We start from the raw sequence: 13,663 nt of genomic DNA on the forward strand, positions 1-13,663 counted from the left end.
CCCCTCAGCCGATCTTCGCCACGAGCTTGCGGATCACGCCCTGCACGCTCTCGCCATCGGCGCGCGCCGCGAAGGTCAGCGCCATGCGGTGCTTCAGCACGGGCTCGGCGAGCGCGGCGACATCGTCGATGGAAGGGGCGTAGCGGCCGTCCAGCAGTGCACGCGAGCGCACCGCCAGCATGAGCGATTGCGAGGCGCGGGGACCGGGCCCCCACGAGATCGCCTTGCCGATCGCGCCGGTTTCCGGGCCCGGGCGGGCGGAGCGCACGAGGGTAAGGATAGCCTCGACCACCGATTCACCGACGGGAAGGCGGCGCACAAGGCGCTGGGCGGCGGCAAGATCCTCGGCGGTCATCACCGCGCGCGGCTTGGTCTCCTCCGCGCTGGTGGTGTCGAACAGGATCTTCCGCTCGGCGTCGCGGTCGGGATAGTCGACGTCGATCTGCATCAGAAAGCGGTCGAGCTGGGCTTCGGGCAGCGGATAGGTGCCTTCCTGCTCCAGCGGGTTCTGCGTCGCCAGCACATGGAACGGCTTGGGCAGATCGTGGCGCACGCCGGCGACGGTGACGTGGCCTTCCTGCATCGATTGCAGCAGGGCCGACTGGGTGCGTGGGCTGGCGCGGTTGATCTCGTCCGCCATCAGCAATTGCGCGAACACCGGGCCGGGAATGAAGCGGAAGGAGCGGCGCCCGCCGGCGCTTTCTTCCAGCACCTCGGCGCCGAGAATGTCGGAGGGCATCAGGTCCGGGGTGAACTGCACGCGGCGGGCATCGAGCCCGAGCACGGTGCCGAGCGTTTCCACCAGCTTGGTCTTGGCGAGGCCGGGCACGCCGACGAGGAGGCCGTGGCCGCCGGAGAGGATGGTGATGAGCGCATGTTCGACCACCGCCTCCTGGCCGAAGATCACCGCGCCGATGCCGGTGCGCGCGGCGCGTACATTCGCTGCCGTGGTCTCGGCATTGCGGATGATCATGGCGTCGAGCGATTCGAAATTCTCGCTGGTGGCGGACGTCATTATTTCATGCTCCTGACCATTCGCTGGCTATGTTGCATTGCAACATCAAACATTGCAACGCACCAGGTCGGCATCCATCGGCCGACGGCAATCCGGCTGTCGTAACGTTGAGCTTACGCTATCTTGCCACCGCGTCGACCATGCGGCAGTGCATCACGACTGCGCGATTACGCTTGTGTGAAGCGGAAAGACCTATGAATCCAAGCGTTTCGGCGCGACTTGAGGAATTGGTGAACGCCGCTAAGGCCGTGGATAGAGGCGGCCTACCACCGGTGGAGCGCTGGAATCCGCCGGATTGCGGCGAAATTGACATGCGAATCGGGCGCGACGGAACGTGGTTCTATGCCGGAACGCCGATCAATCGTCCAGCCATGGTGCGTCTGTTCGCCTCCGTGCTGACGCGCGAGGGCGAGCGCTACGTACTGGTCACGCCTGTGGAGAAGGTGGGCATTTCCGTCGAAGACGTGCCGTTTCTCGCCGTCGACATGGCGAGCGAGGAGATGGCCGAGGGAAACCGCCTGGTTTTCCGCACCAATCTCGACGACCTCGTCTATTGCGACGGGGGCCATCCGCTGCGCTTCGAGACCGATGGCGCGACCGGCGGCCTGCGTCCCTATATACATGTGCGCCGCGACCTTTGGGCGCGCCTCACGCCGGCCCTCGCGCTTGACCTTGCCGCCCTCGGCGAGGTGCGGGAGGTAGAGGGGGAGGCGATGTTCGGCGTCGCCTCCGCCGGAGCCTTCTTCCCCATAGTGCCGGCCGCGGCGCTGGATATGTCCTGATGACCGCCTTCGTGCCGCCTCCCGCCGCCTCGTCCCCCGGCCTCGCCGACTTCCTCGAGCGGGCGCGCACGCGCCTGCATTCCGCCCCGTCGGGCGACGCGCGGGCGGGCGACCATGACCTCATGCCCGAGCTGCGCGCGCTGGTCGACAGCGCCGCGATCCGCGAGGCCGCGGTGCTGATCCCGGTGATCGCGCGCCCTGAGCCGACGGTGCTGCTGACGCTGCGCTCGGCCCATCTGCCGAACCATGCCGGGCAGATCGCGTTTCCCGGCGGCAAGGTCGACAAGACCGACACCGATGCCATCGCCACCGCGCTGCGCGAGGCGGAGGAGGAGGTCGGGCTGGAGCGCGAGCGCGTCGCGCCGCTCGGCTATCTCGACACCTACCTCACCCGGACCGCGTTCCGCATATCGCCGGTGGTGGCGCTGGTGGAGCCCGGCTTTGGGCTGACGCTGAACCCCGGCGAGGTCGATGAGGCGTTCGAGGTGCCGCTGGAGTTCCTGATGAGCCCCGGCAACCACCAGCGCCATACCCGCGAGGCCAATGGGCTGACGCGGACCTTCCACGCCATGGCCTATGACCAGCGCTTCATCTGGGGCGTCACCGCCGGCATCCTGCGCAACATGTATGAGAGGATGTACGGCTGATGGCGCGCGTCGCTCTCACTGAGCTGTTGCTGTTTCTCGCGCCGTTCATCGTGTTCGCGCTCTATCTGCGCTTCGGGCGGGGGCTCGATTCCCTGCTGGCCGGGTGGTCGACGACGGCGTTCGCGATCTGCACGCTGATCGCGGTCGTGCTCGTCGCTGGCAGTCTCTACGTCATCGAATGGGAAGGCCGCGGGCCGACCAAGGGCCGCTACGTGCCGCCCGCCTGGAAGGATGGCGTGCTCACCCCGGGGCATATCGAATGAATCCGCTGCTGGCGCGCCATCCGGGCCTCCCTCTGGTGTTCGACGCGCTCGATCGCGACGGCGAGGAGGTGCGCATCGTCGGCGGCGCGGTGCGCGATTGGCTGATCGGGCGTGGCGTGCGCGCCGACATCGACCTCGCCACCACGGCGCTACCCGACGAGGTGGTGCGGCGGGTCGAGGCCGCCGGGCTTAAGGCGGTGCCGACCGGCATCGAGCACGGCACGGTGACGGTAATCGCGGCGGGCGAGCCATTCGAGGTGACGAGCCTGCGCGAAGACGTCGAGACCGATGGGCGCCGCGCCAAGGTGATGTTCGGCCGCGACTGGGCACGGGATGCGGCGCGGCGCGACTTCACCATGAACGCGCTCTATATGCGCCGCGACGGCGAGGTGGTGGACCTGGTCGGCGGCCAAGCGGATGCCGAGGCCGGCCATGTGCGCTTCATCGGCGATGCCGACCAGCGCATCCGCGAGGATTATCTGCGCATCCTCCGGCTGTTCCGCTTCCACGCCGCCTATGGCCGCAGCCCGCTGGACCAGGCGGCGCTGGCGGCCGCCGTACGCAACAGGGATGGCCTGGCGAACCTGTCGCGCGAGCGGGTGCGGGCCGAACTGATGAAGTTGCTGGTCGCGCCGCGCGCCGCCGAGACGCTGCGCGAAATGGAATCTGCCGGGCTGCTGCAGCCAGTGCTCGGCGGGGCAGGGGACGTCGAGGTTTTCGGCCGGTTGGCCGTGATCGAGGCGACGCTGGGCCTCAAGCCGGACGCCGTGCGCCGGCTCGGCGCGCTGGCCGTGCGCACCCTGGAGGATGCCGCGCGATTGAAGGTGGATCTCAGGCTCTCCAATGCCGAGGCGCAGCGGCTCGAAGACCTCGTAGGTCCCGCCGCAACGCCGGGGATGTGCGAGAAGGGGCAGCGCGCGGCGCTCTACCGTTTCGGGCGCATCAAGTACGACGACCGCGCCCTGATCGCCTTTGCCCGTGCTGGCGCGCCGCTCGACGACGATGGCTGGCGCGCGCTTCTCGACCAGCCGAACCGCTGGACCCCGCCGGTCTTCCCGCTCAATGCCGGCGCCTTCTTTGCGCGCGGCCTGCCGCCGGGGCCGGCGCTTGGCGCCGCCCTGAAGCGGGCCGAGGAGCTTTGGATCGAGCGTGGCTTCCCCAACGAGCCGCTGGCTCTCGTCGAGATCGTGCGTGACGCGATGGGCCTCAGTGCTTCCTGAGCTCTGCTCGAGTGTGGCGCAGCGACCAGGTCTCCCATGCCGCGACGATCACCAGAACCGCGCTGGTGAGCCCCGCCAGCACGATGGGCTCCAGATGCGAGGCAACCGGCACGAGCAGCGCCAGCAGCACAAGGCCGATGATGTGCGACAGCGGGAAGTTTCCCGCCACCGGCCATTTGAACAGCCCGACACCGGCGAGATAGAGCGCGGGCCCCCCGATCATCGCGGCGATGGCCGGCCGCTCCAGATGGCCGATCGGATGGGCGAGCACCAGTTCGTCAGCCACCGCGCACACCACGATGCCGGCGACCACCAGCAGGTGCGTATAGGTGTAGGCCTGTCGCGCCAGCTTTCCCGGATCGTTTGATTTCGCGATGTGCTCGGCGCTGCGTTCGGCGCCGACGTCGAAATAGATCCACCACATGGCGATGGTGCCGACAAAGGCGGTGAGGAAGGCGCTGACGGAGAGCAGGTTGATCTGCGCCTCGGCAAAGGTGGCGCCGGTGACGAGGATGGATTCGCCAAGCGCGATAATGACGAACAGGCAGCAGCGTTCGGCAAGATGGGCGCCCTCGACATCCCAGTCCCCGGTCTTCGAACGGCCGAGATTGGGCACGCGGAAGCCGAGCGAGGGCGCGACATATTCGAGGCCGAGCGCCATGATCCAGACCATCAGCCGCGCCTCGCCATCCATCAGCCCGCCGGCGATCCAGAAGATGGCGGAGAAGCCGAGCCAGATGGTGATGCGCTGGAAGTTGCGGGTGTTGCCGGGGCTCGAATCGCCCAGCGCCCACAGCACGAACAGCGAGCGCCCGACCTGCATCGACACATAGGCAATCGCGAACAGCAGCCCCTTCTCGCCGAACGCCTCGGGGATCGAGGTCGAGAGCAGGAGGCCGAGCAGCATCAGCACGAGCAGCGCAAGCCGCACCGGGGTACGGTCGGGATCAAGCCAGTTGGTCACCCAGGAGGTGAAGATCCACACCCACCACACCGCGAGGAACAGCAGCAGCGTGTGCAGCGCGCCGGCGAGGTCGAGATGCGCCAGCAGCGTGTGCGAGAGCTGGGTGATGGCGAAGACGAAGACCAGGTCGAAGAACAGTTCGACATAGGTGACGCGGGCGTGCCCGCCCTCGTGGCGCGAGCGAAGCAGATTGCGCGGCGACATTGGTGAGCCCCGATTACCGATTCGCCCATCTTAAGCGGGGCCGTGGCCGGCACCATGCCGTCACGTGAGGCGTGCTACCTCACCCTGAGGATCTGATGGAAAATACCAACAGACCCTCGTCCCCGGGCTTGACCCGGGGATCCAGCCCATCCGCATGCACCCGGTCGAAGTCTGGATCCCCGGGTCAAGCCCGGGGATGAGGGCGGAGAGCGGGCTCTCTCAGCGGAAGGGGCGAACTTTGGGTGAGGCTCTGAGGTCGCTCAGCGCTCGTCTTCGTCCTCGTCTTCCTCGTCTTCGTCCTCTTCCTCGCCTTCGAGCTCGGCCTTGGAGAGCAGGACAGGAGCGAATTCGTGGGTGCGGAATTCGCCCACCGTTTCCTCGAACCAGATGCAGCTCACCTTTTCCGCGGTCGCCGTGACGACGGTGAGAAGCGGGCCGCCGGACTTGAGTTCGACGACATCGCCGGGTGCGAATTCCATGGGGTAGCTCCGTGTTCGAGATTTCGCCTGTCTAGCGAGCGCGCATGACGATGCGATCACGGACGGACAGTCAATGAAAAAGGACACTCAACGAAAAAGCTGAAAGCGACATGTCGGGACGCAGGCGGCCGGTTCGTCCTGTGGAAGGCCGGAAAGAACGGCGTATCGAAAACGGGAAAGGGAATTGCCAATGGCAAAGGAGATGTTCGTCAACCTGCCGGTGAAGGATCTGCCGCGTTCAATGGCGTTCTTCCGTGCGCTCGGGTTCGATTTCAACATGGATTTCACCAATGAGCAGGGCGCCTGCATGGTGGTCGGCCCCAATATCTACGCCATGCTGCTGACCGAGCCGTTCTTCCGGACCTTCACCGACAAGACGGTGATCGATTCCCACAGCCAGGTCGAAGTGCTGGTGTGCATCTCGGTCGAGGATCGCGCCGGCGTCGACGATATGGTGGCCAAGGCCAAGGCGGCCGGCGGCAAGGTGCCGCGGGAGCCGCAGGACCATGGCTTCATGTACGGCCACGGCTTCCAGGATCTCGACGGCCATGTCTGGGAAATCATCGCCATGGCGTCCTGATCGGGATGCCTCGAGATAGCGTGCCATGCGCGGTGCGCAGGCGGTGCCGCCGCGAATGAGGGTTGCGGCGGGCTCGCCGGCTTGTCAGGGTAACTTCGTCTCCCCTCTGGTCTCGGCTGCTCCCGCCTTCATGATGACCCTCGTCATCCTCGCTTCCTCGCTGCTGATGATCGTCATCGGCATGGTGCTGCTCAAGGCGCATGGCGTCGCGCTGCTCGGGATCGGCGCGCTGTTCGCCGCCTCGGGCTTCGCGCAGCGCGCCTGCGTCCCTGATGGTTCCGGCTCGCTGTGCCTTGGGCTCGGGCCGGGTCTGTCGCCTGCGCTGTACGCCTTTGCCCTGGTGTTCCTGGTGCCGGGCGTGCTCAAGCTGGCGCTGCGCATGCGGCGTCAGGGCTGAACGGATTCACGGCCACTTCACCACCGGCGGCATCGAGGAGAGGATCGAATCGACATTGCCGCCGGTCTTCAGCCCGAACACCGTGCCGCGATCGTGCAGCAGGTTGAATTCGACATAGCGACCGCGGCGCACCAGCTGCTCCTCGCGGTCCCTGGCGGTCCACGGCGTTGCGAAATTGGCGCGGACCAGGCGCGGATAGATGTCGAGGAAGGCGAGGCCGACATCGCGGGTGAAGGCGAAGTCGGCGTCCCAGTCGCCACTGTCCAGCCAGTCATAGAAGATGCCGCCGATGCCGCGCGGCTCCTTGCGATGCGGCAGCCAGAAATACTCGTCGCACCACGTCTTCAGCCGCTCATAGTCCGCCACCGCGTGCGGCGCACAGGCACCGCGCATGGCGGCGTGGAAGGCCGCCGCGTCGACATCGTCCTGGGTGCGGCGGCGCTCGAGCAGCGGGGTGAGATCGGCGCCGCCGCCGAACCACGCCTTTGAGGTGACGACGAAGCGCGTGTTCATGTGCACCGCCGGCACATGCGGATTGGCCAGATGGGCGATCAGCGAGATGCCGGTGGCGTGGAAGTGCGGATCTTCCTCGGCGCCGGGGATCTGCTTGCGGAACTCCGGCGCGAACGTGCCGTGCACCGTCGAACAGTGCACGCCGACCTTCTCGAACAAGCGCCCGCGCATCATCGACATCACGCCGCCGCCGCCCGCAGCGCCGGAATGGTCGGTGCGCTGCCAGGGGGTGCGGACGAAGCGGCCGGGGGCGCCCTCATAGAGCGTCGCCGGTGCCTCGTCCTCCAACGTCTCGAAGGCTGCGCAGATGCGGTCGCGCAATTGCTCGAACCAGGCGCGGGCAGCAGCCTTGCGCACATCGAGCGTGCCGGTTTTGCGATGATCCAGCCGATCGGTGCTGGTCTTGGCGGTAGCTTCGGGCATCGGGGCCTCCCTCATCGGAGCGCTACAGTGACATTTGTTCTGAAGCGATCCGGGCGCGGCGGGTTTGATCCGCCGCAAGGCACGTGAATCTTAGCCGGTGAATTTCGGCGGGTGGATTTTGCGGGAACGTCGCTTCGCACGAAAGCTCTCCGTCGTCACCTTTCCGCCGACCGACATACTGGTGCCGCAACCGGCCACCATAAGCGCGACATGCTGACCCGCCTGTTCGCCTGGTTCGAGAATCTGGTCGATCCGTTCCGGCCGGCGCCGATCGTGCGTCCGCCGGAGCGACTCACCGCATTCTATTGGCACTTCGTTCGGCAGAGCGGCTGGCTGTTCGTGGCGGCGCTGGCGGCCGCCTTCCTCGTCGCCATCATCGAGGTCGCGCTGTTCCGCTATGTCGGGCAAGTGGTGGACCTGCTGCAATCCTCCTCGCCGGCGACGATCTTTACCGAACACGGCAGGCTCCTCGCCTGGATGGCGTTCGTCGTGGTGATCGCGCGCCCGCTCGCCAATGCGCTGCACGATCTGCTGATCCGCCAGAGCATCAATGCCAATGTCGCCAGCCTGATCCGCTGGCAATCCTATCGCTGGGTGGTGCGGCAGAGCCTCGCCTATTTCCAGGGCGATTTCGCCGGCCGCGTCGCCAACCGGGTGATGCAGGCCGGCCCGGCGATACGCGGCTCGGTGGTCGAGGTGATCGATGCGCTGTGGTACGTCACCGTCTATGCGGTGAGCGCGGTGGTGCTCTTTGCCGAGGCCGACTGGCGCCTCGCGGTGCCGATCGTCCTGTGGATCACGCTCTATATCGTGGCCCTGACCCTGTTCGTGCCGCGCATCCGCAACCTCTCCAAATCGACCTCGGAAGCCAATTCGCTGCTCTCCGGGCGCATCGTCGACAGCTACACCAATGTGATGACGGTGAAGCTTTTCGCCCATGGCGACCGCGAGGACGGCTATGTGCGCGACGCGGTGACCGCGCACAACGAGGCGTTCCGCCGCCAGCAGCGGCAGATCACGCGGATGTCGTTGTCGGTCAGCTTCCTCAACAGCTTGATGCTGGGCGGCGTCGGCGGGCTCGGCGTCTGGCTGTGGTCGATCGGGGCGATCAATCTCGGCGCCATCGCGCTCTCCACCGGCCTCGCCATCCGCATCACCAACATGTCCGGCTGGATCATGTGGGTGGTGACCGGCGTGTTCGAGAATGTCGGCACGGTGCAGGAGGCGATCCTGACCATCGCCCGGCCGCACACCGTGCTCGACCGCGACGGCGCGCCGGCGCTCAAGGTGACCAGGGGCGAGATCCGCTTCGAGAATCTGCGCTTCCATTACGGGCGCGGCTCCGGCGTGATCGAGAATCTCGATCTCACCTTGAGGCCCGGCGAGCGGGTAGGGCTGGTCGGCCCGTCCGGCGCCGGCAAGTCGACGCTGGTGAGCCTGCTGCTGCGCTTCTACGACGCCGAGGGCGGGCGCATCCTGATCGACGGGCAGGATATCGGCGCGGTGGCGCAGGAGAGCCTGCGCGCCCAGATCGGCGTGGTTACGCAAGATACCTCGCTGCTGCACCGCTCGGTGCGCGACAATATCCGCTATGGCCGGCCGGAAGCCTCGGACGAGCAGATCGCGGCCGCGGCCCGCCGCGCCCATGCCGACGCCTTCATCGAGACGCTGGTCGATCCGCACGGCCGGAGCGGGCTGGAGGCCCATGTCGGGGAGCGCGGGGTGAAGCTCTCCGGCGGCCAGCGCCAGCGCATCGCCATCGCCCGCGTGCTCCTGAAGGACGCGCCGATCCTCGTGCTCGACGAGGCAACCTCGGCGCTCGATTCGGAGGTGGAGGCGGCGATCCAGTCGAATCTCGACGAGCTGATGGCCGGCAAGACGGTGATCGCCATCGCGCACCGCCTCTCGACCATCGCCCGTATGGACCGGCTGGTGGTGATGGATCATGGCCGCGTGGTCGAGACCGGCACCCACGCCGAGTTGGTGGCGCGCGACGGTCTCTATGCACGGCTGTGGCGCCGCCAGTCCGGCGGCTTCATCGACGCGGATGAGCAGGTGGGGCAGGCGGCGGAGTGACGCGGTCCCCGAGGTCTGGATTCGCGGGTTACGCCCGCGGATGAGGGAAGTTGCAAAACCACCTATCCACCCTCATGCCCGGGCTTGACCCGGGCATCCAGAGACCTCGACATCTCGCCGGTGGACAAACATTGGGTGTACATCTTGGCCAGCCGCAGAAACGGCACGCTCTACGTGGGCGTGACGCGGATCTTGCGCGTCGCATCCACGAGCACCGTACGGAACTCATGCCGGGCTTCACTGAGAAGTACGAGGTGAAGCTGTTGGTTTATGCAGAGCCGCACGATACCGCCTTGGCTGCAATCCAGCGGGAGAAGAATATCAAGCATTGGTCCCGCAAGTGGAAACTCGCGCTTGTCGAGCGCGACAATCCCAACTGGCGCGATCTTTATGACGATCTCGTCTGAAGTCTGGATCCCCGGGTCAAGCCCGGGGATGAGGGTGCTCTTGGGGCTAGTGGACGCGTTCTTTGAGGCTAGCGGTAGGTGGCAGGAGCAAACCCTCCGACCTGCCGCAGCGCTTCCCCCGCGATCATCGCGCCCGCCACCGCCACGTTCAGCGAGCGGGCTCCCGCTACCATTGGGATGATCACCCGCGCGTTCGCCCGCGCATGGACCGCGTCCGGCACGCCGGCGCTCTCGCGGCCGAGGAGGAGCACGTCGTCGGCGAGGAAGGCGAAGTCCGCATAGGGAATCGCACCTTTCGTGGTCGCCAGCACCAGGCGGCGGCGCTCGCTGGCCCGCCATTCCTCGAACGCCGCGAACGATGAGTGGCGGTGGATCGCCGCACGGTCGAGATAGTCCATGCCGGCGCGGCGGAAGCCGGCATCGCCGACGGGAAAGCCTGCCGGTTCAATGATGTGTAGCGCCAGGTCAAGGCAGGCGCAGAGTCGCGCCAATGTGCCGGCATTCTGCGCGATATCCGGCTCATAGAGCGCTAGGACGAGGCTCATTCCATTTTCTCCGGCAACGGGTTGCCGTGCGCGCTCAAAGGCTGCGACGGGGCAGGACGGACTGCCGCACTGCGCTCATCTGGACAAGGGGCGATGACGATGCAATTAGAGGCTCTCGAAGGTACCCGCCCCCATTTTCGGGGCGCGCACCGCGTCGCGCCTGGCCCGGGGGCTCCCGCATGGGGGAGGGCACCGCGCGAAAGGCAGGGTCGAGGGAAAGGGAACCGAACGTGGCAGTAACTGGAACGGCGGAACCCACTCGCCGCGACTTCCTCTACATCGCAACCGGCGCTGTCGGAGCGGTGGGAGCGGCAGCGGCGGTCTGGCCCTTCATTTCCCAGCTTCAGCCGGATGCTTCCGTGCTGGCGCTCTCCTCGACGGAGGTCGATCTCGCCCCGATCCAGGAAGGCCAGATCGTCACGGTGAAGTGGCGCGGCAAGCCGGTCTTCGTATGGAACCGCACCGCGAAGGACATTGCCGAGGCGAAGGGGGTCGCGGTCTCCGCGCTGCTCGATCCCATCGCCCGCAATGCCAACCTGCCGGCCGATGCTCCCGCCACCGACGAGAACCGGGCCGCCCGCGACAAGGAGCGGTGGCTCGTCGTCATCGGCATCTGCACCCATCTCGGCTGCGTACCCATCGGCCACGCAGGCGAGTATGATGGCTGGTTCTGCCCGTGCCACGGCTCGGAATATGACGGTGCCGGACGCGTGCGCCGCGGTCCGGCTCCCGAGAACCTTGCCATTCCGCCCTATCAATTCGTGTCCGACACGAAGATCTCCATCGGCTGAGCCGGCGTCAGGGACCTTGCATCAATGAGCGGACACGCGACATTCGAGCCGAAGAACCCGGCGCTGAAGTGGTTCGAGAGCCGGCTGCCTCTGGTGGGGCTGGTCCATTCCTCGTTCGTGGCCTATCCGACGCCGCGCAACCTGAACTACTGGTGGACCTTCGGCGGCATCCTCTCGCTGATGCTCGGCGTGCAGATCATCTCCGGCGTCGTGCTGGTGATGCACTACACCCCGCACGCGACGCTCGCCTTCGACTCGGTCGAGCACATCATGCGCGACGTCAGCTATGGCTGGCTGCTCCGCTACATCCATGCCAACGGCGCCTCGATGTTCTTCATCGCGGTGTACATTCACATGTTCCGCGGCCTCTATTACGGGTCCTACAAGGCCCCCCGCGAGGTGCTGTGGATCCTCGGCGTGATCATCTATCTGCTCATGATGGCGACCGGCTTCATGGGCTATGTGCTGCCTTGGGGCCAGATGAGCTTCTGGGGCGCCACCGTCATCACCAACCTGTTCTCGGCCATCCCGGTGGTCGGCCCGACCATCGTCGAGTGGCTATGGGGCGGCTTCGCGGTCGACAATCCGACGCTGAACCGCTTCTTCTCGCTGCATTATCTGCTGCCCTTCATGATCGCCGGCGTCGTCGTGCTGCACATCTGGGCGCTGCACGTGGTCGGCCAGAACAACCCGACCGGCGTCGAGCCGAAGTCGGAGAAGGACACCGTGGCATTCACGCCCTACGCGACCATCAAGGATGGTTTCGCGATGGTGTGCTTCCTGATCTTCTTCTCCTGGTTCATCTTCTACATCCCGAACTATCTCGGCCACGCCGACAACTACATCCCGGCCAATCCGCTGGTGACGCCGGCGCACATCGTGCCCGAATGGTACTACCTGCCGTTCTACGCCATGCTGCGCTCGGTGCCGGACAAGCTCGGCGGCGTGCTGACCATGTTCGGTGCCATCCTGGTGCTGTTCTTCGTGCCATGGCTCGATACCTCGAAGGTGCGATCGGGCAGCTACCGCCCGCTGTTCAAGCAGTTCTTCTGGATCTGGATCGCGGTGTGCATCGGGCTCGGCTGGCTCGGCTCGAAGCCGGCCGAGGGTGGCTACGTGATCGCCGGCCGCATCCTCACCGTCTGGTACTTCGCGCACTTCCTCATCATCCTGCCGCTGCTCGGCCTGTTCGAGAAGCCGAAGGCAGTGCCGGCCTCGATCACCGAGGCGGTGCTGGGCAAGTCCAGGGGCGGTGCGCCCGTCGCCGCCGGCGTCTCGGCGCCCGACGTCAAGGGTTGAGCGGAACGGATACGATGAACAAACTCATGTCTCTCCGCTCGCTCACCCTCGGTGCCGCCGCGGCCCTGCTGCTGGCGGGTGCCCCCGCCGCCTTCGCGCAAGAGCACGGCGCGCCGCAGCCGCACCGCGAAAGCTGGTCCTTCGCCGGCCCGTTCGGCAAATACGACCAGGCGCAGCTGCAGCGCGGCTTCCAGGTGTTCAAGGAGGTCTGCTCCTCCTGCCACTCCGCTCACCTGTTCGCCTTCCGCAACCTCGCGCAGGAGGGCGGGCCGGGCTATTCCGAGGACCAGGCCAAGACGGTCGCCGAAGAATACAAGGTGCAGGACGGGCCGAATGATTCCGGCGACATGTTCGAGCGTCCGGCGCGGCTTTCCGACCGTTGGCCTTCGCCCTTCCCGAACGAGCAGGCGGCGCGTGCCTCGAACGGCGGCGCGTTCCCGCCGGATTTCTCGGTGCTGGCCAAGGCGCGGACCTATGAGGTGGGCTTTCCGGGCTTCCTGATCGACGTGCTGAAGCAGTATCAGGAGCAGGGTCCGGACTATATCCACGCGCTGCTGAACGGCTACAAGGACACCCCGCCGGAAGGCTTCAATCTGCCGGAAGGCGCGCACTACAACGAGTACTTCCCCGGCCACGCCATCAAGATGCCGAAGCCGCTGTCGGACGACCAGGTCACCTATAGCGACGGCACCCCGCAGACGGTCGACCAGTATTCCCGCGACGTCGTCGCCTTCATGATGTGGCTCGCCGAGCCGCACCTCGAGGCGCGCAAGCGCATCGGCTTCCAGGTGATGCTGTTCCTGATCCTCTTCGCCGGGCTGCTCTACTTCACCAAGAAGAAGGTGTGGAAGAGCGTGCACGACCACGCCTGAGCGCGACGCTCGGTACGGATTGAAAGGGCCCCGATAGGGGCCCTTTGCATTTGGTGCGATGGGGCCGCTTTGCTGAGCATCCTTCGAGGCCCGGCGTTGCCGGGCACCTCAGGATGACGTCGTGTTTAAAAGAGCCACGTCATTCTGAGGTGCTCGCGCAGCGAGCCTCGAAGGATGCTGAAGCAG

At 66.3% G+C, this 13,663-nt stretch carries 15 protein-coding genes and 1 pseudogene; 11 read left to right on the forward strand and 5 right to left on the reverse strand.

Translation table 11 applies throughout. From position 1 onward, the window contains the following. Positions 1 to 4: 4 nt before the first annotated feature. Complete coding sequence (locus G3545_RS28055; RefSeq protein ID WP_170017574.1) at positions 5 to 1,015, reverse strand: MoxR family ATPase; 1,011 nt, start codon at positions 1,013 to 1,015, stop codon at positions 5 to 7. A 194-nt stretch (positions 1,016 to 1,209) separates the two neighbouring features. On the opposite strand from G3545_RS28055, the gene G3545_RS28060 reads away from it, so the two are divergent. The 4 genes from G3545_RS28060 to G3545_RS28075 are packed head-to-tail and all read left to right on the forward strand — an operon-like array spanning position 1,210 to position 3,927. Then, a complete protein-coding gene (locus G3545_RS28060; protein ID WP_170018315.1) occupies positions 1,210 to 1,797 on the forward strand; it encodes a DUF1285 domain-containing protein in 588 nt (195 codons plus the stop codon). Next, positions 1,797 to 2,444 carry a CoA pyrophosphatase gene (locus G3545_RS28065; protein WP_170017575.1) on the forward strand — a complete coding sequence of 216 codons (648 nt, stop codon included), beginning with the start codon at positions 1,797 to 1,799 and terminating at the stop codon, positions 2,442 to 2,444. The genes G3545_RS28060 and G3545_RS28065 overlap by 1 nt, the downstream gene beginning before the upstream one ends. Continuing rightward, positions 2,444 to 2,707 (forward strand): DUF6111 family protein, encoded by a 264-nt coding sequence (locus G3545_RS28070; RefSeq protein WP_170017576.1) that lies wholly within the window; start codon positions 2,444 to 2,446, stop codon positions 2,705 to 2,707. The genes G3545_RS28065 and G3545_RS28070 overlap by 1 nt, the downstream gene beginning before the upstream one ends. Beyond that, on the forward strand, positions 2,704 to 3,927 hold the full coding sequence (locus G3545_RS28075; protein ID WP_170017577.1) for a CCA tRNA nucleotidyltransferase: 1,224 nt from the start codon (positions 2,704 to 2,706) through the stop codon (positions 3,925 to 3,927). Before G3545_RS28070 ends, G3545_RS28075 begins: the two co-directional genes overlap by 4 nt. On the opposite strand, the gene G3545_RS28080 is transcribed toward G3545_RS28075, so the two are convergent. Further along, positions 3,914 to 5,095 carry a low temperature requirement protein A gene (locus G3545_RS28080; protein ID WP_170017578.1) on the reverse strand — a complete coding sequence of 394 codons (1,182 nt, stop codon included), beginning with the start codon at positions 5,093 to 5,095 and terminating at the stop codon, positions 3,914 to 3,916. The genes G3545_RS28075 and G3545_RS28080 overlap by 14 nt on opposite strands. A 260-nt stretch (positions 5,096 to 5,355) precedes the next feature. Continuing rightward, the gene (locus tag G3545_RS28085; protein ID WP_170017579.1) at positions 5,356 to 5,574 is read right to left on the reverse strand and encodes a DUF2158 domain-containing protein; all 219 of its coding nucleotides are present in this window, start codon (positions 5,572 to 5,574) and stop codon (positions 5,356 to 5,358) included. Between the two features lie 190 nt (positions 5,575 to 5,764). On the opposite strand from G3545_RS28085, the gene G3545_RS28090 reads away from it, so the two are divergent. After that, on the forward strand, positions 5,765 to 6,154 hold the full coding sequence (locus G3545_RS28090; RefSeq protein WP_170017580.1) for a VOC family protein: 390 nt from the start codon (positions 5,765 to 5,767) through the stop codon (positions 6,152 to 6,154). A gap of 25 nt (positions 6,155 to 6,179) precedes the next feature. Next, entirely contained in the window at positions 6,180 to 6,551 is a 372-nt protein-coding gene (locus G3545_RS28095) for a hypothetical protein (RefSeq protein WP_170017581.1), read from the forward strand. A 6-nt stretch (positions 6,552 to 6,557) separates the two neighbouring features. On the opposite strand, the gene hemF is transcribed toward G3545_RS28095, so the two are convergent. Beyond that, positions 6,558 to 7,487 carry an oxygen-dependent coproporphyrinogen oxidase gene (hemF, locus tag G3545_RS28100; RefSeq protein ID WP_206151355.1) on the reverse strand — a complete coding sequence of 310 codons (930 nt, stop codon included), beginning with the start codon at positions 7,485 to 7,487 and terminating at the stop codon, positions 6,558 to 6,560. A 210-nt stretch (positions 7,488 to 7,697) separates the two neighbouring features. On the opposite strand from hemF, the gene G3545_RS28105 reads away from it, so the two are divergent. Together G3545_RS28105 and G3545_RS28110 are read left to right on the forward strand one after the other, a co-directional pair. Further along, positions 7,698 to 9,563 (forward strand): ABC transporter ATP-binding protein, encoded by a 1,866-nt coding sequence (locus G3545_RS28105; protein WP_281411695.1) that lies wholly within the window; start codon positions 7,698 to 7,700, stop codon positions 9,561 to 9,563. 120 nt (positions 9,564 to 9,683) lie between these two features. Next, a pseudogene (locus G3545_RS28110) lies at positions 9,684 to 9,970 on the forward strand (GIY-YIG nuclease family protein). Positions 9,971 to 10,038: 68 nt separating this feature from the next. On the opposite strand, the gene G3545_RS28115 reads toward G3545_RS28110, so the two are convergent. Continuing rightward, complete coding sequence (locus tag G3545_RS28115) at positions 10,039 to 10,515, reverse strand: tRNA (cytidine(34)-2'-O)-methyltransferase (RefSeq protein WP_170017583.1); 477 nt, start codon at positions 10,513 to 10,515, stop codon at positions 10,039 to 10,041. A gap of 230 nt (positions 10,516 to 10,745) precedes the next feature. Here G3545_RS28115 and petA point away from each other — a divergent pair, with 230 nt between their 5' ends. Genes petA through G3545_RS30015 form a run of 3 tightly spaced genes read left to right on the forward strand, consistent with a single transcriptional unit; the run spans position 10,746 to position 13,477 of the window. Next, on the forward strand, positions 10,746 to 11,306 hold the full coding sequence (gene petA / locus G3545_RS28120) for a ubiquinol-cytochrome c reductase iron-sulfur subunit (protein ID WP_170017584.1): 561 nt from the start codon (positions 10,746 to 10,748) through the stop codon (positions 11,304 to 11,306). 24 nt (positions 11,307 to 11,330) lie between these two features. Next, entirely contained in the window at positions 11,331 to 12,605 is a 1,275-nt protein-coding gene (locus G3545_RS30010) for a cytochrome b/b6 (RefSeq protein ID WP_170017585.1), read from the forward strand. Positions 12,606 to 12,619: 14 nt separating this feature from the next. Continuing rightward, positions 12,620 to 13,477, forward strand: a complete 858-nt coding sequence (locus G3545_RS30015) for a cytochrome c1 (RefSeq protein WP_170017586.1) — start codon at positions 12,620 to 12,622, stop codon at positions 13,475 to 13,477. Positions 13,478 to 13,663: the final 186 nt, after the last annotated feature.

Source organism: Starkeya sp. ORNL1, assembly GCF_012971745.1.
Classification (GTDB): Bacteria; Pseudomonadota; Alphaproteobacteria; order Rhizobiales; family Xanthobacteraceae; genus Ancylobacter.